The sequence below is a fragment of the Rhizobium sp. RCC_161_2 genome (assembly GCF_041355235.1).
Taxonomy (GTDB): Bacteria; Pseudomonadota; Alphaproteobacteria; order Rhizobiales; family Rhizobiaceae; genus Rhizobium.
Window position 1 is genome coordinate 56,734 of sequence record NZ_JBFUPL010000012.1, and the last position, 19,896, is coordinate 76,629.

Genomic DNA, 19,896 nt, shown 5'->3' on the forward strand with positions numbered 1-19,896 from the left:
AATGCTGAACCACGCCAGATGGAATAATCTCATTCCACTTCTATCCCGCATAGCTGCCAGACCAGGTATGACGACGCAGCTGGCGTATCCAGTTCCTCCCCGAAACTGTCGCGAGGATACATGACGAAGACCGGTCCGAAATCTCTGATCGTCAGCCGGGCCCCGTCCTTGCTGGTCGCAAGGATCGTGCCGTATTTCTCCAGATAGTCAGCATCCACCTCCACGCTGAAGTCATCGAGCGCGATAAGGCGCAGTGTCTTTCCCGTCGCGCCGACTTCGCTCAATACCTTGCTCAGCAAGGGCCCGGCGAAGTCGCTTTTGGGAGTCCATGGCGTCGATGTCGCCACTGTCGATGTCGGCAGAGCCAGAAATTCGCGTTCGGACATCTCGTAAGCATTGTTGGCGCTGTTTGTTGTTCTACCAATTTTGCCTGATATCGTCAGAAAGACATCCGGCGTGCATCCCTTCGGAATATGTATCGCCGCGTTCGCGATGTCCGCGCTCAACCATATGCCAACCAACAACGATCCGAGCGCAATTACTAACTTTTTGGACATGCCTACCAATCCTGCAACCATTTTGTAGTCTGACATAGTTCCGATCATTTTCGAAGGGTATCACGTCCCCGTTGTGATGGATCGTTTGGACAGACGACATGGTTTGTGTCGGCGACGCAAAGCTCTTCTTTATCAAGGCCGATATAGCTGCGTCTTATCGTCCACAGACCGCCAAAATTACGATGCGCCCGATGACACTTTCGGCAATGGTCCATATCTTCTGACGGATTTTTGTTCGTCGAAGCAGATGTATCGAGCGAGGCCAGAGTAACGTGATTTCCGTCTTTTGTGTGCTGCGATCCGGTGGTGAATACAAGGCCGACCACGTTTTGCGCTTGCGCATGCAAGTGGTGAATCATCTGCCCGATGCGGCATTCCAGTGTCTTTCCGATATTGAGATCGAGGGCGTTCGGACCCTGCCGTTGATGTACGACTGGCCGGGCTGGTGGTCGAAGATGGAGCTTTTTCGGCCGGGGATATCAGGGGACATCCTCTTCATGGACCTCGACACCTCAATCGTTGGCAGCCTTGCCGATATCGCATCCGTCAACCAACTCACCCTGATGCGCGACATCTATCGCCCGGAGGGCTTGCAGTCATCGATCATGTATCTGCCGGAAGCCGCTCGTGAGCATGTCTGGGCTGAATGGATCGATCGGCCGCGGCATTGGATGGATCTCTATCAAAAAGGCGGCGACCAAGCGTTTCTGGAGCGCTTCTGGCTCGATCGCGCCAGCCGCTGGCAGGATCGATTGCCTGGCCAGATCGTCTCTTGGAAATCGCATGTGCGACAGGCGCTCCATGATGATGAAAGCGGGGACGGCTCGATCCCAGCAGACGCCCGGGTGGTGATCTTTCATGGCAAGCCGCGACCTTGGGATATCGGCTGGTAGCAGGGTATCCGACGAAGAAGGAGTAGCGCGGACATGCCAAGCGCCTTCTCAACCTTCCCTCTCAAAAGCGCGCAACTACTTAGCGGCGATGTCCGACCTTATGGGAGAGGTCCATGGTTCGTGGACGAACAAATGACGCCAGCCGATTGCGCCATTCCATGTTTGACTATTTCCTGATGACATCTAGGGGAATGGAAGTCACCCACCAACACAACCTAAAAATGGCGGGCATGCATAGCATCACGACCTTCCATGGCCGCAACCAAACCGTCTTAGTTTCAGAGGGTCTATAGCGTTCAGCACAACTCTATTTAACATTTCGCTGACATGCTAATTGAAGTGTAGCCAGAACAATCGGCGTTCAGCCACTGCCTCAATTGGCATTTTCCCATGCCAGTTTCGGACCAGAAAAAGTCCAGAAAAAGGCTCAAAAGGTCGCTTCGCAATTGGGAAGGTGACTGCCGGAATCGAATTTTTTGACCCATCTTACTGGGTTGATTTTTTCGTCACTTTGTATTAAGTGATCCATTAAAAGGGTCAGTTAATGCGACTAGAGCTTCAAATCCATTTTGATAGTGAGTGGCATCAAGCTGCTACGCTCGAGATAAACGACGACAACGCCGGCTATCAGGGCGCGTCGATCGTTGATTATGACCTCGACTATTTCGTTGCAGCAGCATCTCAGGAATTCGCGCTAGGCAAAGCGGTCTGCGACGTTCGCGCGCTGTCGGTCCGCTATCCAGTGGATCTCGAAAACCGATATAGCCATCATTGGCCTTCTTTTGCCCTGGACCTGATGCCGCAAGGACATGCAAGGCGGAAGCTCGCAGAACACCTTGGGATCATGGAAGCGGCGCGCGCCTCCGACCTTCCCTTGCTTCTTCGATCGGCGACGGGGGGAATAGGAAATATTCGGATCAGGCAAGCGGCGGACGCGGAAGCGGAGCGTTTGCACGGCGTGCAGCGCCAAGGCGTTACCGAGGCGGAGATTCTGGAGCGCTCGGACCGCTTCATGGAAGTCGCCGATCGTTTCGGAATGCTCGCCTCCGGCTCAAGCGGCCTTCAAGGCGAGTGGCCGAAAGTTTCGATGACCCAGGCAGGTGACGGGCTGTATTACCCGGACAGCTTCGTCGACGACGACGAGGCGATGCGTCATGTTATCGTCAAACTGGTTCGCAGCACCGAACCCGTAGATCGTCTGATTCTGGAAGGCGAAGCACTCTATTCCCGCATTGCTGCCGAAATCGGCCTGAATGTCAGCGAAGTCTCAACCTACGCGGAAGGCGTGCTGGTTATTCCTCGTTTCGATCGGCAGAAGAGGGAAAATGGCCAGACAATACGCCTCGGGCAGGAAAGCCTGGTATCGGCCATCGGCGTTGCCGATTTCGGCCATATCGGCGCGCACGAAACCTATATCGACATTCTGAAACGATATTCGTCCGATCCGTTCGCGGACGTAGTTGAATACTTGAAGCGCGATATTGCCAACCTGGCACTCGGCAATCCCGACAATCACGGCCGGAACTCGGCCTTGAGCAAGTATCCTGACGGGAGGATCCGGCTGTCGCCATTATTCGATTTCGCACCTATGCGGCTCGCCAAAGAAGGAATTATTCGCTCCACGCGCTGGACCTCCATGCGCGACGCCGGCCGCGATCACCTTCCCGATTGGAAACTGATCTGCGCCGAGCTTATGCCCGACCCGGCTGAACAGGCCCGCCTCACGGCCGCGATCAGCCAATTTGCCGAGCACCTGAGGGAAGCGCCGCGGATGGCGAAAGACATTGGCGCGCCGCCCGAAATTCTCGAGCGGGCCATGAGCCGCTGCATCGAGATTGCGGACAGCGTTTCAGTGGCCTGCGCGTGACACTTGAAAGGAGCTGATCAAATGGCCCGCTGGAAAAAACCCACGAAAGAAGAAGTTCTGGAGCAGCGCCGGAATCTGGCCGAGCGGGCGCGCCAGGGTGCGCTGCGCCTGCCCGGCGCCGTGGTCGAAATCCGCAAGAGCGTCGGGATGACGCAAGATGAGTTTGCCAAGATGCTTGGCCTTACCCGCCGCCAAGTCGCCGAAATTGAAGCCGGAACGGCAAATCCAACGTTAGAGACACTGGAGAAGATCGGCCGACTGTTCGGGTTTACTGTCGGTTTTGTACCGCGGACACCCCGTGAGGACGTCGCGAGATCTCCGTTCGACTGACAACAAGACGCTTGAGGGATGGAGACGCGGAATCTGCTCATCCATCTTGTCGCTACACCATGATGACGTCGTCAATTCCCTCACACCATCCAGCACTCCGCCGGGGGGCGCTCCTTCGCACATAGACGCCGCCAAGCGTGGCACGACGGGCAATTTTCCTCGGGCGAAAACGCAAACAACCCCATGATGGCGATGGGCTCGCTTTTGCTGATCGCGATAAAGACAGGATCATTCAGCCTTTGGCGCCAATCCTCGTCAGGAAGTACGGCCCAACCCTCATAATAGAATTCATCCGCGAGAATGGCGGCGGTGCCTACGTTCGCTTGAAAAGGCCGAAGTCGTGAAACACCGGGAGGCCGTTAGGCAGGAGGAGGTTGAAACTGGCTACCGGTATCGCCAACGGAAACCCGCGTGTTGGATTGCTAGGGTGCCAAGCCGACCCCATAGGGGGCACCCACTCGCCAGAACCAGTCCTGATCGAGATCGAGTTCACGAGACAGTTCTCCGATGGCGGACTCGGCCCGATCAAAGATCGCGTAGCAGAGTTCGGTATCGTCGTGGCGAGCATGATAGGCTATTCCATCAGCGCTCACAGGATGGTCGAACAGCGCCTTTGACCACGCCTGTGGTGCGGCATAGGGCAGACCTGAATGTGGGACTTCCGCCGTCGCGCCAACGAGCGCGAGGCCTGGTCCGGTTAAATCGATCAATTTTAGCGGCGAGACGGTCTTGAGATGGACATAGCCCTTGCGTCGTAAGAACCCAATGTCGATCAATGTGTTTCCTGGCGATCGCAAGAACGTCTCGGCAAACGCTCCATTGACCAACCGTGCCACGTAGAGCACGCCGAATGAACCATCGGGAGCATTGAAGCGTCCGCTTGTCGATCGGTCGAAGAAGACCGGTTCGTAGGTCGCAGTGTAGAACCGATGCAGGTCACTCCCAACGGGGATTGAGACGATTTTGGGATTGCGGCTATGGAGATCTGAGGGCGGTAGTGGAACGGTCACGCGCCCTGCTCACCATACCGGTTGGCCGCCTCGACAACCAATTGCACATTTCCTTCGCGCAGAACGTCAATCGGCCTTCGCCCGTCCAGGCGATCATCCGGCCGCGCAAGGAAATTCAATACAGCCCAGGGACTATCGACTGGAAGAGCATCCTGCACATCCTTGAGGCCCGCAATGACAGAGCCATCTCGGTTGAACTGGAGCGTCGGATAGCAGCGCCGGTTGCTCGGCCCAGGAACGGCAACCAGACTTCCTTCCTGCACCCGCTTATCGACCGCTTGACGAGACACACCGTGCAGGAGCGTCCTTACCTCTTCCATGTCATAAGCGCCGCCCGCTTCCCTCAGATCGTTCTGAGCGATACGGATGCCCTGAAGGACAGCTTGGCTACGTGCGTCTGGCTCAAATGCCGCCTTGTTGATCGTCTCGCTCTTCTCAGCGCGCTCATTTGCTCTTACGAGCTGACGCGCCTTTTGAACGACTAGGCGGTTGCCGCGAAAGCGCTTGGCGACCGTGCGGGCAACGGAACTTGCCGCCTCGGGCTGTGACGTCACGACAGCGACACGCGCGCCGGCCGGCAGATTGAAACCCGCGAACCCTTCGAACGGATTCGCATCAAGGACAAACATCGTCATCAGACCGGTGAGGTTGTCACTTCCGTCTTTTCGCGTTTTGGGTTGGATCTTCGGTGCCATCGCTTTTCTCCTGTAAAGAAGATGGTCTTTTGAAGCAACTTTGTCAACTGTGACAACTTTAGCAATCGTGCTCGTACGCTCACGGCGTTACGAAAGCTGCTACCGAATTCCAAAACCCAAAGAACGCGACAAATCCTTATCCACTCAGTCGCCGGACCATGATGACGTCGTCGATTTCCCTGTCACCCTCCACCAGTCCGCCAGGGATCCGGCCGACTTCGACAAATCCATGGCGTTGATAGAAGCGCAACGCCGCCGAATTCTCGGCGTTGACCGCAAGCTCCATTTGAAGAATGCCAAGGCTTCTCGCCACATTCGAGACGACGCTCAGGAGATCTGCGGCAATTCCTGTCCCGCGCTCGCTCTTTCGCACGTAGACGCTGACGAGCGTGGCGCGATGCGCCATCTTTCTCGGCCGAAACCGCAACAAGCCCATGATGCCTATAGGCTCGCTATTACTGAACGCGACAAAGACGGGATCGGCTAGCCTTCGGCGCCATTCCTCAACAGGAAACATGATCCAATCCTCCAATCGGCTCGCGAACGAAGCCGGCTCGCAACGAAGCGCTTCCAGCCGAATGCGCCGGAAGATATCGATCTCGTCGGGGGACAGTTGTCTAATCAATGCTCGCTCGGCTCCCATGACGGACTCCTAAAAATCGCAACGGGCTCCGACCTGGGAGAGTTTCGAACCCAAACAACCGGTCGCCGCAGGGAGGGAGTTCTCTTCGCGGGCCTTCCAGTCGGGGGCCGAGCCATAGGCTGCGACGACTATGCCCACTGCCACTCCGCCGAAGCAGGGTGAATTGCTTCAGCCCTGATATGCGCTGAGAGCTCCGCCCAAGTCGGATCGCCGGTGAAACTGGCAAGATCGCCGGCGGCAACCTCGAGAGAGTGGGCGCCATATCTGGCAGCCACCTCCAACGCAGCTCCGTTCTCTTCGATCTCCATGAACGGAGAACTCTCCCTCGGGCGCAGGACGCGGTGTCCCCACATCCCGGGCCGCTCGTCCGCGCGCAGGGCATCGAGGAGATCGCGATCGCCCAAGGATTCGAGTGCGGTGGCAACAAGATGCCGCATAAGGGGATAATATACGGTCTGCCGACATCCGCCGAGAACACGAACGCCCGGCAGGATCGATGTCACCAGAAACGTCATAAGTAGATTCGGCACCAATTTGCGTTGGCGCAATAGGCTCGCGATGTTTGCGGGATCGAACTTCATACAGATCGAAGACGAGCCACCTGAAAGAACGCCCGCCTGCAGACGCAAGGGAAAAATCCTGCCCTCCTCCAAGCCCCAGAAAAAATTAGTTGTCTGGCGTACCCATCCTTCCCATGGCCCGGTATTCAGCTGGTCCAGCGCTCGCAACACACTTTCCGCGAAGAGGCCATCGCCGGCAAAACGGGCGGACAGCCACGATGCCGGATCCTCGAAATGCTCGGCCACAAGATCGGCAACATCGATATCGTCAAATTGCAGCAGCCTGAGAGACTGAGGAAATGACCTTTGCCATAGGGTCTGATTGGCAGCCTTGATCGCTTCGGCTGCCGACGGGAAGTCCGTGTCAGGCAAGATGGCCTTGAGCCGGGCAGCAGCGGCGTTGGCGGGTTCGCCGCCATTCTGTCCCGCCAGCGTGAAGCGATAAGGCCCATTGAAGCCGCAGACACTGTAAGGATCCATCCGGCTTCGAGGAAGGCCGAAGACGTTCACCGCCTCGCCGTCTAGCCGAAGCCATCCGGGGCCCTTTTTCGACTTTTCTATGAACTTCACCGTCGACGAGCCGTAGCAGATGTGCCACCGGTGGGCATTGGCGGTGAGGCCGAGCACGCTGAACAGGTGTGTATAGAAGGCATCGGGCTCGATCAGCAAATGACAATGAGGCCCGGTTTGCATAACTGGCGAAGACGCTATTTGCCGGCTTGCTTGCTCTGCATCGTCCTCGGAGGCGCCTGCCCTCAACGCAACACGAGAAACAAACGTCCGAAACCGGATCATCGCATCGTCGCGGATGGAACATCGACCGCGGGCGCGGTCTTCATAAACTGAATATGCGTAGTCCTCGAGCGGCAACGCCCAGAACCGGGCAAGGTCGGGCATAAGATGATTCAAAGCCTGTTTCACCTGCTCCGCCGCACTATCTCCGGAACTTGCGCTCGGCCGCTCTTTGCTCATTTTTGCTGCTCTCGGATGGGATGCTAGCGTTCAGCCATTGGGCGGATCGACTGCGGCGGCCGCCACGCCCAGTCTGCTTGGATCGGGTTTTTCTCATCATTGACGAGGATGCTTGGCACCTGCTCGTAGTGGAAGGCTGACGGTATAGCCGGCTTCACCATCGAACCGACAAAATCACGCAAGGAATTGAGGGAATTGGATGAGACGATGGTATAGAAGTTTCCGCTATTCCACGTGACGACGGCATATCGGAAGTATGATCGGAGAGCCGATTGCGACGTCTTCAGATCGACTTGGAAGTCGAACATCGTATCCAGAACACCGCGCTTCTTCTCGACAATTTGGTTTGTAGTAAAAAACCTCGACTTGAACCCCTCGTCTTTTTGGCGCTCTCGTTCAAGATAGGCATCGACGTTTCCGTGGGCAAGCTTTTGCACCTGAACCAACAAGCCATTGGAGCGGATTCGAGGTGCTATGAAGCCGGTTTGATTGTCCCGGTCACGCCCATACATCTGGAAAGTCGTATCTTCGAAGAGAACATCATATCCGTCCCGGAAAAGTTGAAGAGTTTCATCGGTCTCATACCGTTCGTCATCCAGCTCGAAAAACGGCCCGTGATAGAAGTGCGCATCGTCGCTGCCTCTGCGGGCGAAAAAACAGACACGGTTGCCGGCCGTTGGACTGCAATTGAGGGTTTTCAGGCGCCCGTCACCGAGTTTCGCCAGCGTTCTCGCAAGGGTGCCGGCGCCAGCTCCCAGTGTGTAGATCGTCGCAGGACGTCCTCGGCACGCCCACGCCTTCTCCGCAAACGAGAGGATCGCAGCACCGAGGCGACACTCCTCCTCCAGTCGATAAGGAATGCTTGCAAAATAGTGGCTATCGAAGTGCCCCCACAAACGCTTGTGCGTATCCCAGAATGTCATGCAAGCGAGATCAAACGACAAAAGTTCCATCTCAGGCTCGGGCTTCCCCAGGTCGGGCGCGCCTCCCAGTCCGCTGGCGGTCCGCTCAAAGAAGCTAGCAAACGAATTGAGGCGCGGAGCCTTCCGCCAGGCATCTATTGTCTTGGAGTCCACCATGGTGCGATCCTCGTTTCAAGCCAAACGCCGGTGCCGCCTGATCCGACTTTCGGAACAGGCATCACCGATCCGCCAATCACCCCTGCCAAGGGCGTTTTTTCGCGACTAAACGTGATTGCGCAGAGTTGATTGCCAAGAAGCCTCCTTGCAATCTACCGGTATTGGGAGATTGACTCGCAACTCTGACCTGCTCAAACGGCATGATCAGTGCGCCGAAAAGCACCGTCACTCATTGTCAGGTCTGGATTATTTCAAGGAAGCTTGCTCTCGCGATGGCCTGATAGGTCGTCGTAGCATCGAGTTTGCGTTTGGCTAGCTTGAGGTAGAGGCGCACGGCATTCTCCGAAATCTGCAGTCTCGCGGCGATGCGCTTCGTAACGAGGCCGCGCGCCAGGAGTTGAAGACATTCCTGTTCCCGCCGGGATAGTGTCCGGTAGCCACCACTTTGGCGTAGGCCCGACACAGACAGCACTTTCTCGTGCAGATAATGGGAGAGAATCTGAAGGTCGTGGTTCCTCGATATGCGTAGTTTTCGCCATTCAGGCCTCGGCAGGTTCGACGTCACCGAAAACAGGCTGCGTTCGCCGCCCGGGCCTCTGATCGGGACTGTCAGACCGTGCCGGCCAATGTCGAATGACGCCGCCTCCTTGAAAAAGTCGCGCGTCCCTGAAGATCTCCGATCGAGGCTTGACCAATCGACGGGCAGGAAGCCGGTGCGGCTGAGTTCGATGACAGGGTCGATCGCGAAATAGTTTTTTCGAAGATAAAGGGATGTCCATTCCTCCGGATATGTCGTGCAATAGAAGGGATAGGCGTCTGCCCGATTTGCAGGTCGGACCACCAAAAAGACCAGATGAGCAAAATGGTACAGTTCACGAATATCGGCGATGGCGACATTCAAATCCGCTCGGCTGCCTACCCTTCGCAATATCGCCAACGACCATGACAATGGCGACGGTTGTCGATCTTCCATCAGTTTCCTTTCGAGAAGCGCGACGGGTTTGCTGTTCCGCATATCGGGCGATCTCTCATCCCACCCGGTGCGTGCGTACTCAGCGTCGAACGATCGCCGTTGCATTTGTGACGTGACGTAAATCCAGCCTATCTCGAGCCTCCGATTCCGGAGAGATCGATACGCGTCCCTGCCCTGTTCGGATCGCTTCCACCGTCGGCCTTTGGGGTGTCCAGACCTTCTTCGTCCTGCGGCTTCGCAAGTGCGCTTGCATCCGGCTCGATGCCGGGGTCGTCTTGCCTTGGCTCAGCGAGTTTTACGTTGCCAGGATCGGGCGCCGTAAACACCGCCTTTCCCTCGAAATACCCGCTTTGCCAGGAAATGATGGCGTCCTCTAAAGCCTCGTCGGCGGCATTGCCGTACCACTTGGTGACGATAAGGTAGACCTTTCCGAACAGCGCCGTGCCCATGCGGATGTTTTCGCAGGGATCGACCAGGTCCGGTTTCAGCTGGGAGACATCCTTGATCCCGAGACCGGCCGGATATTGCGTGATCCCCACGCGCACGACGGCTTGCCCGACATACTCTCCGATCAGCGCCATCGCCTCCTCGCGCGTTTTTGCCTGCGGCACCAGAATGACCCTGTTTCCGGAGCGAACCGTAACAGCGAGCGGATCGGGCGACCCGGCCTGTTCGATGAACTTTTCGACGATGGCAGGTTTCAGGTCCGGATCGGCGCATTGCCGGATAAGAGCGGCATCGAGCATAGTTGCTATTCCTCTGCTTGGGAGTTGAAGGCGGCGACGAGGGGCAAGTTGAACAGCCGAGCCCAGGCGGCGGTGCTGGCGCTCTGGATGGCGATGATCGAGGTGCCCGATGTCCACCAGCCATTGCCGGCGGCGACAATCATGTCCGGCCTCTGCAGCATCAACTGCAGCACGGGCCAGACGATCAGCTGCTCGTAGCAGATCAGCGGCGCGATCCTCTGGCCACCGAGCTCGACGACGGGATTGGCGAAAAAGCCAGCCCTCGCGCGGCCGCCCTGCCCGCTCCAGCCAAGCCATGGCTGCCACATCGACACCGGGACAGGCATGCGCTGGTGATAGAGGATGCGGCCGCCGCCCCTGGAAATCGCGACCAGGACATTGTCGTAACCGGCGCGCTCGACGACGGCTGCACCCGCGACCACCGTGACGTGGCTATTCGCAAGCTCCGTCTGCCAGAGCTGATCAATGGTCGGGGTCCAGAAACCAAGGCTGCTTTCGGGAAGAACGACAACGCGGGCGCCACCACCTGTGGCACGTTTCACTGTGGCCAAGAGATCACGCTGCTGCTCGAGCGATGTGTCGAGATCGACGCCTCTCCATCCTTCCGGTAGACCCGGACCTGTCCACGTTGCGGCGGACCAGAGCCAGAAGCCCAACAGGGCACTGGTGGCAGCCGGCCACCATCTTGTCGTCATGACAATGAGGCCGGCTGCAGCGACGCCGAAACCTGCCCACCCCCAGCCCGGAAACACTATGCCTCCCGCCGTGATCGGATGCGCCCAACCGACGATCCCGAAGGGAGGAACTGCCATCAGCACCGCTGCGAACCCATACCGCAGTGCCTTTCCCCTTCCAGGACGATCTGTCCAGGGCGTCGTGTGGACGATCACAAAGGCAAGAGAGGCGACGATCCAGAGCAAGAGCCCCGGCCACAGATCAGAAGCATAGAAATTGGCGACGCCCTGCGGCAGCCCACGCGAGGCCGCCAGAAAATACCCAGCCGAAACTCCAGCAGCGACCATACGCGTTGGCGATTTCGCCCAGAGCAATGGAAAGAACATGGCGACCGGAAGAGCCAGCATGTTTCCGCTCCAGCCGACGGTGCCCACCGCAACCGACAGCGCGATCAGGATCGGTCCGTGCAAGCGGTCAGGGATCGAAGGTGAGGATCGGCTTGGCGAGGCCGAGGAGGCCGCTGATCGGGATCGGTCCAAAATATCGGGAGTCATAGGAACTCGCAAAGGATGAGTGGAGAAACAGGTGATCCGGCGGCACGATGCCACCGGAATAGGGTTCGATCGCTCTGCCCTCTCCGTCTGTCGTCCGGATTCGGGAATTAGGAAACGGGTGCCCGTCTATAATCACCTCGCCGGCGATCTCGACGTGATCGCCGGGAACTGCTGCGACAGTCTTTATGAGCGGCGCGAAACCGTCGGCGCAGAGGCCCCGACGAAGATAGCCGCGCTCGCGTGCTTCCTCGAAGGGCGCAGTGACCGGCAGGCAGATGAACACCTGATCTCCAACTGCGGCGGGACGATCAAGCTGCTCGATGCGCCAGATCCCGAGCGGCTCGCTCGCCGTGAGGTTCAACCTGCAGCCACCGATTACACCGGCCGCCGCGGTGCCGGTGACGACAATCAGGACCGCGCCCAAAAGCACGGTCACGCACCGCCCCATCATTGCTTCATCACCGGGGTTTGCTTTTGCGAAAGCTGCAATTCTTCGGCCTGCTTCAGGGTCATGGCAGTGCGCTCGTGAGCGGCAAGCTGCTGTGCGGTCCGCATCACCGGCCAGGCTTCTTTCAGCTGCTCCTTCTCCTGTGGCGAGAGCCCGTCGGCAAGCTTGTCGAACAGCTCACCTTGCGGACTGCGCGCGGTGTTGGTCAGTAGGGTCCGCTCACCGAAGCGTTCGGACACTGCCTTGCCGAAACCATCGATCTCGGCTTTGGTTTCGTGGTTGCTGAGTGCATATCCCATCGCGGGGGAAAGATTGTTGCGGTCGATCGCATCGCGCACCCGCTCGAGCACGCTTAGCGCGGCCGGCGACAGCGCCGGGATATCGATCGAGACCCGATGGCGCAGTGTCTTCTCCTCACCCTCGATCCGCTGCAGAGCGACCTCGCGTATCCGCAGATAGGTTTCGATGTCGCGTTTCAGAGCGGGCACGTTAACCTCGGCGACGCGACGGGCCTCGCGATCCACTTTGCTGGCAAGAACCCCTGTCTTTCCCTTCAGCGGGCCGATCGACGAAGGATCCGCGGCAAGCTTGTCGAGCGTCTGCGACGCAACTTGGCTGTCGGCAAGGACCGCGTCGAAGTTCATGGTACGGAAGGCGGTCTCGGGATCCGCAAACACATAGCGGAACCGCGTCGAGACCTCGTCCCATTGCTTCTTCACGGCGGGATCGTCCGCAACCTTCCGACCAACGACATCGCTCAACGGTACTGGGAACAGTTTTACACCTGACACCATCGGGCGGCTCTCCTTTGTCGTTTGAGTTTTTAGAGTTTGCAACAGGCCGAGACGTGTCCCGGCTGCTCGCAGGCGAACAGCAAGATCAGCAAGTTTCGAGCCCTGGCGCAGCGTCCAGTCGAGCCGGTCGCGTAGCAGGGTGCGGGCGACCTGGACGATGTGCAGGCCACGGTTCTCGGCAAAGGCGAGCGCCGGGCGGTAGAGGCTGCCGCGCTCGTAGTCGAGCGTGGTCTCCTTGGCATTCCTGCGCGACAGGATTTCCGTGAGACCGCCTGCCTTGGCAAAGGAACGACGGCCATAATAGAGTGCAAAGTCCTCGCGATGGCGGGTCATCGCGACATAGGTCAGATGGCGGTCGAGCGAGAGTGACGCGAGCACCTTCACCCTGTCGACCGTAGCGCCCTGGCTTTTGTGGACCGTGGTCGCATAGCCATAATCGAGGTTGTTGTAGAAGCGCTGCTCGACCGACACCTGGCGTCGCTGATCGCCCTCGCCGATCACGACTGAAATGCGGTTCGTCGCTGCCTCGGCGACACGGCCGATCATGCCGTTCTTGACTCCGAGCGAGCCCTCGTTTTTGAGGAAGACGATCTGATCGCCGGCATCGAAATGGCGAATGCCGTTGGCTGTCCTGAAGCTATGCCCCTCACGGAGAATGCCGCGCTCGACGAGCTTCTCGCGCGCCATGACATTGAGCATGCGAACGTCGCGGCGCAGATGCGCCAGCATCAGCATGGATTTTGCTGGATCGTAGTCGCGGTTCCAGTCGGCGACCAGGTGTTCGACGGCTTGAGCCTTCAGCTCCGAGCCCAGCACCTTGCACTTTGAACGATAAGCGATGAGCGCTTCGCCAACGCGCCCGCGTGCCAGATCGAGCGAGGCTTTGCGCATCCAGTCCTCTCGCTGGCGATAGATGGTTTCGAGTTCGGCATAACCGACACGATCGGCAATGGCGCGAAACGCGGCGCCCGCTTCGATCGGCTGGAGCTGCTCGGGATCGCCGACAAGCACGAGCTTGGCGCCTGCCCTGACGACGGCCTCGATGAAGCCGGCCATCTGCCTTGACGCGACCATGCCTGCCTCGTCCATAACAAACACCGTCCGGGCATCGAGTGCGTCGCGGCCCTTTTTCCAGCGCAGCTCCCAGGATGCCAGCGTTCGGCTATGAATGCTGGCATCCTTTTCCAGACCCTCTGCCGCCTTACCGGCAAGAGCGCCACCGACGACCCGGTATCCGGCAAGTTCCCAAGCCTCACGGGCCGCCTTCATCATGGTGGTCTTGCCCGCACCGGCTCGACCAACGACCACTGCGATCTGCGCGGAACCGGCGACGTGCTCAATTGCCACTCGCTGTTCAGCCGACAGGCCGGCATGGCGGGCGAACGTCGCTTCCAGCACCGGCTCAGATACACCGTGCATTTTCCGCTCGCAGAGCCAGAGCGAGCGCCGTGCCATCTCCGCTTCAAGCCGGATCAGCTCTCGCGTCGTGTATCGCGCTGGAAGCCTCTGGCCGGTCGCGAACTCGATCGTGTCCCGCTGCAGACGCAGGATTTCCGGGCTTTGGAGAATGCGCGCCAGAAGCTGCTGGAAGATGCCCGGGTCGTCGATATAGCGGTGAAGCACCTTGGCCACATCGCGTTCATCGAAGACGCTCTTCTCACGGGAGACGAGATCGAGCACGATCTTCGGGCGCGCCTGAATGCGCCGCAGGTTGTCGGCCTTGCGCTCCTCCTGCAGGTCGAGCCGCTCAAGCGAAGGCCGCTCCCCTTCCACCATCGCTTTCCGCTCGATCGCCTTGGCGCCGACGCCGAGATGGATGGTCGGCTGGAGCTCGATACCCTGCTTCTCATAGGACCGGCCGTCGACCTGCAGCGCGACCCCGTTCAGCGCCAGATGATGGTTCTGACGTTCGAACCAGGCGTCGCGAAACGCATTGAAGTCCTTGTTGTCGCCAGCCCATAGCTCGTAGACGATTTTGCCGGCGGTGTTTCGAAGCGGCTGTCCGTCGTCGCCGATGGCCGCAACTTTCTTCGGCCCAAAACCGTCCTCGGTCAGCGGCCGCAGCGTCGTCATCAGATGGATGTGCGGGTTGCCCAGATTGTCGTGATAGACCCAGTCAGCAATCATGCCTTGCGACAGGATGTGCTTTTCCACAAAGTCCCGGAAGAGCGCGACGTTCTGGTCAGCAGATAGCTCCAGCGGCAGAGCAATTGTCACGTCCTTGGCAAGCTGGGCATCTATCCGCTTCTCGAAGGCCTCGACGCTGTTCCAGAAGGCCTCCGAAGCTCCGGACACCGAACGGTCAGCGATCAACGTTCGCGCCCAGTTCGGAGCGTCGGGCGGGAGCAGGAACTCCTCATGCACGAGCCCGACTTTGCGGGTGTAGTCGATGGTGCGCGCTTCACGCTCGTAGTCCATCTTCGCGCAGTGCCGGTAAGCCGCCGACAACACCGCGCTGCGGCCGTCGCCGCGGCTGACGATGCTGACTGAGAAGTGGGCGATGGCCACGGCGGTGAAACTCCCGGATATGAACCTCGTTCGTTGGGAGCGGCGGGCCGTCTGAGGCCTCTGAGCACGCGTCGCATCAGCGACGTATAATTGCGCCCTTGGATCCGCTCCTCCGGAACGGCGGGATCATTCACAAAAGCATCGCCCTTGGCGATCTGCAGATCTGCAGATATCTTTTTCAGCACATCCGGGAGACTCTGGGCGTCGCAAGTGCAACGCCCAGACGCCAAGGGAGCAACCGGAATGAAGAAATCCTCATCGAAAATCCGTGAAGAAATCGCTCGGCTGCAGGACCAACTGAAGCAGGCCGAAACCCGGGAAGCCGAGCGGATTGGCCGGATTGCGCTAAGGGCAGGCATTGGCGACATTGAGATTGACGAGACCGCACTTCAGGTGGCGTTCGAGGAGATTGCAGGACGGTTTCGCGGAGGTAGGGAGACAGCAACGGCGAGAAAAAATGGGAGCGGCGGCAGGACCGGTAGCGAGGCCACCTCGACGTTCACGTCTGGCTCGGATGCGGGCGGGCCTAGTGAGGCTTGAGCGGATGGCAAAGGGGATGACGACGAAAGCGCGCAAAAAGGACACGCGCGAAAAAATCGAGCTCGGCGGCCTGATCGTGAAGGCGGGCTTGCGCTATGAGAAGCGGGCACTGCTGCTCGGGCTGCTGATCGACGCCAGCCACCGGGTCAAAGGCGACGAGGCTGAGCGCTCGCGCCTGACTGCGATCGGCGTGGAGGCGTTCGGTCATGACAGTAAATAGGCTGCTTCTCGGGTTTCTTCCTGGGCTCATCATGTTAGCCGCAATGGTCGGGACAACAGGCATGGAGCACAAGCTGGCGGCGTTGGGGACCAGCGCACAGGCAGAGCTTTTCCTCGGCCGCGCCGGTCTCGCCCTGCCCTTTCTCGCGGCTGCCGCAATCGGCGTCATCGCGCTGTTAGCCGCGAACGGGTCGGCGAACAGCAGGGCAGCCGCGCTGAGCGCAATTGCCGGAAACGGCGCTGTCATCGTTATCGCGGTTGCCCGGGAAGCTATCCGCCTCGCCGGCATTGCCGACAGTGTGCCGACGGGACAATCGGTATTCGCATATGCAGATCCGGCGACGATGGTTGGCGCGAGCGCCGCATTGTTCAGCGGATTGTTTGCCTTGCGCGTTGCCATCAAAGGCAACGCCGCCTTTACCCAGGCCGAGCCAATTTGCATCAGTGGCAAACGGGCAGTGCATGGCAACGCCAACTCGATGAATATGCAGGAGGCGGCAAAGCTCTTTCCCGACGCCGGCGGCATCATCATTGGCGAGCGATACCGCGTCGATCGCGGCAATGTCGCGGCGGTGGCGTTCCGCACTGACAATCCGCAGAGCTGGGGTGCAGGCGGCAAGTCGCCGCTACTTTGCTTCGATGGTTCTTTCGGCTCATCCCACGGCATCGTCTTTGCCGGCTCCGACGGTTTCAAGACGACGCCGGTGACAATCCCGACCGCGCTCAAATGGGGCGGCGGGTTGGTCGTGCTCGATCCGTCGAGCGAGGTCGCGCCGATGGTTGTGGGGCATCGACGAAAGGCTGGCCGCAAGGTCATCGTGCTCGACCCCACAAACCCTGCCACCGGATTTAACGCACTCGACTGGATCGGCCGCTTCGGGTCTACCCGGGAAGATGACATCGTCGCTGTCGCTTCATGGATCATGACCGACAACGCACGCGGCGCCTCGGCGCGCGACGACTTCTTCCGGGCTTCCGCCATGCAGCTTCTGACCGCGCTGATCGCCGACGTTTGCCTGTCCGGGCATACGGAGGCAAAGGATCAGACGCTACGCCGTGTCCGAGCCAGTCTCTCCGAGCCTGAGCCAAAACTTCGCGAGCGGCTGACGCGGATTTACGAGCAGTCGGAATCCACCTTCGTGCGCGAGAACGTCGCCGTCTTCGTCAACATGACGCGGGAGACGTTCAGCGGCGTTTACGCCAATGCCGTGAAGGAGACGCACTGGCTCTCCTATCCAAATTATGCCGCCCTTGTTTCGGGCGACAGTTTCTCGACCGACGATCTCGCCGCTGGCAACACCGACATCTTCATCGCTCTCGACCTGAAGGTGCTGGAGTCGCCTCCGGGACTGGCAAGGGTGGTCATCGGCTCCGTCCTCAATGCGATCTATAATCGCAATGGCGAAGTTGCGGGCCGCACCCTATTCCTGCTCGATGAGGTCGCGCGCCTCGGCTATCTACGTATCCTCGAATCCGCCCGCGACGCTGGGCGCAAATATGGGATCAGCCTGGCGCTGATCTTCCAGTCGATCGGTCAGATGCGTGAGGCCTATGGTGGCCGTGACGCCAGCTCCAAATGGTGCGAGTCCGCGTCGCGGATCTCGTTTGCTGCGATCAATGACCCGGAAACGGCAGAGTACATTTCGAAGCACTGCGGTGACTCGACGGTCGAGGTCGACCAGACAACCCGATCTTCCGGAATGAAGGGATCATCGCGCTCGCGGTCAAAGCAACTCACCCGCCGCCCGCTGATCCTGCCGCACGAAGTACTGCGCATGCGCGGCGATGAGCAGATCGTCTTTACGGCAGGCAATGCGCCGCTGCGTTGCGGGCGCGCCATCAGGTTCCGGCGCGAGGACATGACCGCCTGTGTCGGGCAGAACAGATTTCACAAGGTCGGTAAGACGTCCAAAGCCCACCAATCGAATGCAACGGATCCGCCATCATAAGACGCTTTATGTGCCAGTTCACTCGAAATAAAGCCGTGACGGTTTATTATATCGGGAAAAGTTCCAGCTCTTATCACATTGAAATATCGCGAGGAATCGACGCTCATGGATTTGCCTTTTACATTCGCTGGATTGGTTGCAATCGCCGTGGCGTTTTACATTTTACTGTCGCCGAGAGGAAAGGGCTTTCCTTCAAGGTCAAGTGCTTGATCTTCAGTGCGTTGGTGTTTTGCATGACAGCATTGTGGTGCATTGTTTCCGGGCCTGAGCTGTGGATCCCGCTACAGGCGGCGTCATTATCGCCGCCGCAACGCTTGCCGCCCTTTTGGCCTCTCGTAAATCCTGATGTCTGCGATCTGCAATCCCGACCAGATCAAGTGAGAATTTGCCCCGCGTCGGAGTTGGTGCGAATGATCCGAGCACGGACGGATCACTGTTGTGAATCGATGATGCCTATCCGATTCAAAACTCTCATTGGACGCCAGAATCTAAACGCGCGATTCTCGTTGGATGATTGTTCAGCCCTATCACCTCTATGTCGAGCGTATCGAGCCTGAGAAGAACATGGCACGGTTCTACGTGCTCGCCGTCCAGCCGACACTATTCGGGGAAGTGTCGCTGGTGCGTCGCTGGGGAAGGATTGGGACACACGGCCGGCAGAAGGTGCACATCTTCAATGAAGAGAAGCAGGCCATCGGTCTGTTCCTCGAACTTCTCCGCCAAAAGCAAAATCGAGGCTATAGGCCTAAACCAGCTGTGGAAATCCCGGCTATCCAGTATTCCTCGCCGCACCGCTTCAATGACAAGCTCAACGCAAACTGACAGGAATTGTGTGTTCTTAGATGATACGAGGGAATTCAATGACCACCACCAATGAAATTGCCGACAAGATCGCGGCCGACAACAGCCTTACGAAGGTCCAGGCCAAAGGCATCGCCGGAGCGCGAAGGCCGCAACCCATCCACCGGCGCGACCGTGAAAATCGCGGCTTCGAAGAAGCTGACCTTTGCGCCTGCAAAGGCGCTCAAGGATGCACTGAACAAGTAATCTCCAAAAGCGAGAGCCCCGCCTTTCGGCGGGGCCATCGTTGCCATTAGTCCGGTTCGGCGGGGATCAGATGAGGGAGAGTCCTTCCTCGCCTTCGACCTCGATCAGCGTTGCGTAGATCGGGGCCGGGAAGCTCGGGTCGTCGAGCTTGACCGAGAGGTAGTCGCGGCCTTCGTTCGAGGTCTTCTTCCAGGCTCCGCCGAATTCGACCGTAGCTCCCGCGAGGATGCGGTAGTCCGGGCCTTTCTCGCTAGGCCGCTCGACGGCGCGGATGGTTGGTGCTATAGATCCACCGCCATGCTGCGCGTCAAGCTCACGGCGGAGGCCTTCGTCGCCGCGTAGATAATTTGATCAGCCCGAGGAACGAACGCGTTTGTCGATGCAAAATTGACGATGGCACCGCCGTCAACCATATCGCGGCTCGCCAACTGGCTTAGGAGCAACGTTCCCAGCACGTTCACATCGAAGATGTGCCGATACCGCTCAACCTCCAAGGTAGCAAGCGAGGTCGGAGGAAATAGGCCGGCTGCATTGACTAAAGCTGTAGCCGGCGTATCGAAGCGTCCTAGTTCGACGGCAATCGAGGCAGGGTTCGCGACATCCGCAACCAGTGATGTCACCTGCTTCTTGGATGTGAAGGTGGCAAGTATTGCTTCATCGCGATCCAGTGCAGCCACACGCCAGCCTCGCTTCACGAAAGCTTCAACGCACGCCTTGCCGATGCCTTTGGCGGCACCAGATAAGCCAGATAAGATAGCGAGAGGGGTGCACTCGTTGGTTCCGTCATGTTGTCTCCAATGAAAGAAGGCAAGGGGCAGGACGCCTTTGATTGGCGGC

General features: G+C 58.8%; 19 protein-coding genes and 2 pseudogenes. 8 read left to right on the forward strand and 13 right to left on the reverse strand.

Translation table 11 applies throughout. The features are described 5' to 3' along the window. Window positions 1-29: 29 nt before the first annotated feature. Window positions 30-557 (reverse strand): oxidoreductase, encoded by a 528-nt coding sequence (locus AB6803_RS26230; protein WP_371111644.1) that lies wholly within the window; start codon window positions 555-557, stop codon window positions 30-32. Window positions 558-898: 341 nt separating this feature from the next. Between AB6803_RS26230 and AB6803_RS26235 the strand changes: the two genes are divergently transcribed. The 3 genes from AB6803_RS26235 to AB6803_RS26245 all read left to right on the forward strand — a co-directional run bounded on the left by AB6803_RS26235 (window position 899) and on the right by AB6803_RS26245 (window position 3,647). Next, complete coding sequence (locus tag AB6803_RS26235; protein ID WP_371111645.1) at window positions 899-1,450, forward strand: hypothetical protein; 552 nt, start codon at window positions 899-901, stop codon at window positions 1,448-1,450. A 544-nt stretch (window positions 1,451-1,994) separates the two neighbouring features. After that, a complete protein-coding gene (locus AB6803_RS26240; RefSeq protein ID WP_371111646.1) occupies window positions 1,995-3,317 on the forward strand; it encodes a type II toxin-antitoxin system HipA family toxin in 1,323 nt (440 codons plus the stop codon). A 21-nt stretch (window positions 3,318-3,338) separates the two neighbouring features. Continuing rightward, entirely contained in the window at window positions 3,339-3,647 is a 309-nt protein-coding gene (locus AB6803_RS26245) for a helix-turn-helix transcriptional regulator (RefSeq protein WP_371111647.1), read from the forward strand. 422 nt (window positions 3,648-4,069) lie between these two features. On the opposite strand, the gene AB6803_RS26250 is transcribed toward AB6803_RS26245, so the two are convergent. From AB6803_RS26250 to traA, 10 genes are all read right to left on the reverse strand, one after another. Continuing rightward, on the reverse strand, window positions 4,070-4,657 hold the full coding sequence (locus tag AB6803_RS26250) for an RES family NAD+ phosphorylase (RefSeq protein WP_371111648.1): 588 nt from the start codon (window positions 4,655-4,657) through the stop codon (window positions 4,070-4,072). Continuing rightward, window positions 4,654-5,352: a hypothetical protein gene (locus AB6803_RS26255; RefSeq protein ID WP_371111649.1), complete on the reverse strand. Its 699-nt coding sequence runs from the start codon at window positions 5,350-5,352 to the stop codon at window positions 4,654-4,656. Before AB6803_RS26255 ends, AB6803_RS26250 begins: the two co-directional genes overlap by 4 nt. Window positions 5,353-5,488: 136 nt before the next feature. Then, the gene (locus tag AB6803_RS26260; RefSeq protein ID WP_371111650.1) at window positions 5,489-5,995 is read right to left on the reverse strand and encodes an N-acetyltransferase family protein; all 507 of its coding nucleotides are present in this window, start codon (window positions 5,993-5,995) and stop codon (window positions 5,489-5,491) included. Between the two features lie 128 nt (window positions 5,996-6,123). Further along, window positions 6,124-7,527 (reverse strand): hypothetical protein, encoded by a 1,404-nt coding sequence (locus AB6803_RS26265; RefSeq protein ID WP_371111651.1) that lies wholly within the window; start codon window positions 7,525-7,527, stop codon window positions 6,124-6,126. A gap of 23 nt (window positions 7,528-7,550) precedes the next feature. Beyond that, window positions 7,551-8,606 carry a class I SAM-dependent methyltransferase gene (locus AB6803_RS26270; RefSeq protein WP_371111652.1) on the reverse strand — a complete coding sequence of 352 codons (1,056 nt, stop codon included), beginning with the start codon at window positions 8,604-8,606 and terminating at the stop codon, window positions 7,551-7,553. A gap of 235 nt (window positions 8,607-8,841) precedes the next feature. Further along, a complete protein-coding gene (locus AB6803_RS26275) occupies window positions 8,842-9,507 on the reverse strand; it encodes a LuxR family transcriptional regulator (RefSeq protein WP_371111653.1) in 666 nt (221 codons plus the stop codon). Window positions 9,508-9,707: 200 nt separating this feature from the next. Next, window positions 9,708-10,325, reverse strand: coding sequence for a TraH family protein (locus tag AB6803_RS26280; protein ID WP_371111654.1), 618 nt, complete (start codon window positions 10,323-10,325; stop codon window positions 9,708-9,710). Between the two features lie 5 nt (window positions 10,326-10,330). Next, window positions 10,331-11,470 carry a conjugal transfer protein TraB gene (locus AB6803_RS26285; protein WP_371111655.1) on the reverse strand — a complete coding sequence of 380 codons (1,140 nt, stop codon included), beginning with the start codon at window positions 11,468-11,470 and terminating at the stop codon, window positions 10,331-10,333. A 4-nt stretch (window positions 11,471-11,474) separates the two neighbouring features. Continuing rightward, window positions 11,475-12,005, reverse strand: a complete 531-nt coding sequence (gene traF / locus AB6803_RS26290; RefSeq protein WP_371111656.1) for a conjugative transfer signal peptidase TraF — start codon at window positions 12,003-12,005, stop codon at window positions 11,475-11,477. Then, window positions 12,002-15,304, reverse strand: coding sequence for a Ti-type conjugative transfer relaxase TraA (gene traA, locus AB6803_RS26295; protein WP_371111657.1), 3,303 nt, complete (start codon window positions 15,302-15,304; stop codon window positions 12,002-12,004). The genes traF and traA overlap by 4 nt, the downstream gene beginning before the upstream one ends. 243 nt (window positions 15,305-15,547) lie before the next feature. Between traA and traC the strand changes: the two genes are divergently transcribed. The 5 genes and pseudogenes from traC (at window position 15,548) to AB6803_RS26320 (ending at window position 19,059) form a co-directional block, all read left to right on the forward strand. Further along, window positions 15,548-15,844 (forward strand): conjugal transfer protein TraC, encoded by a 297-nt coding sequence (traC, locus tag AB6803_RS26300; protein WP_371111658.1) that lies wholly within the window; start codon window positions 15,548-15,550, stop codon window positions 15,842-15,844. Between the two features lie 4 nt (window positions 15,845-15,848). Beyond that, complete coding sequence (traD, locus tag AB6803_RS26305) at window positions 15,849-16,064, forward strand: type IV conjugative transfer system coupling protein TraD (protein WP_371111659.1); 216 nt, start codon at window positions 15,849-15,851, stop codon at window positions 16,062-16,064. After that, window positions 16,051-18,012, forward strand: coding sequence for a Ti-type conjugative transfer system protein TraG (traG, locus tag AB6803_RS26310; protein ID WP_371111660.1), 1,962 nt, complete (start codon window positions 16,051-16,053; stop codon window positions 18,010-18,012). Before traD ends, traG begins: the two co-directional genes overlap by 14 nt. Window positions 18,013-18,522: 510 nt before the next feature. Next, window positions 18,523-18,834 carry a WGR domain-containing protein gene (locus AB6803_RS26315; protein WP_371111661.1) on the forward strand — a complete coding sequence of 104 codons (312 nt, stop codon included), beginning with the start codon at window positions 18,523-18,525 and terminating at the stop codon, window positions 18,832-18,834. Window positions 18,835-18,872: 38 nt separating this feature from the next. Beyond that, window positions 18,873-19,059: pseudogene (locus tag AB6803_RS26320) on the forward strand (HU family DNA-binding protein). A 66-nt stretch (window positions 19,060-19,125) separates the two neighbouring features. On the opposite strand, the pseudogene AB6803_RS26325 reads toward AB6803_RS26320, so the two are convergent. Together AB6803_RS26325 and AB6803_RS26330 are read right to left on the reverse strand one after the other, a co-directional pair. Further along, a pseudogene (locus AB6803_RS26325) lies at window positions 19,126-19,332 on the reverse strand (DUF736 domain-containing protein); the annotation flags it as partial. Window positions 19,333-19,340: 8 nt separating this feature from the next. Further along, window positions 19,341-19,889, reverse strand: coding sequence for an SDR family NAD(P)-dependent oxidoreductase (locus tag AB6803_RS26330; protein WP_371111786.1), 549 nt, complete (start codon window positions 19,887-19,889; stop codon window positions 19,341-19,343). Window positions 19,890-19,896 lie beyond the last annotated feature (7 nt).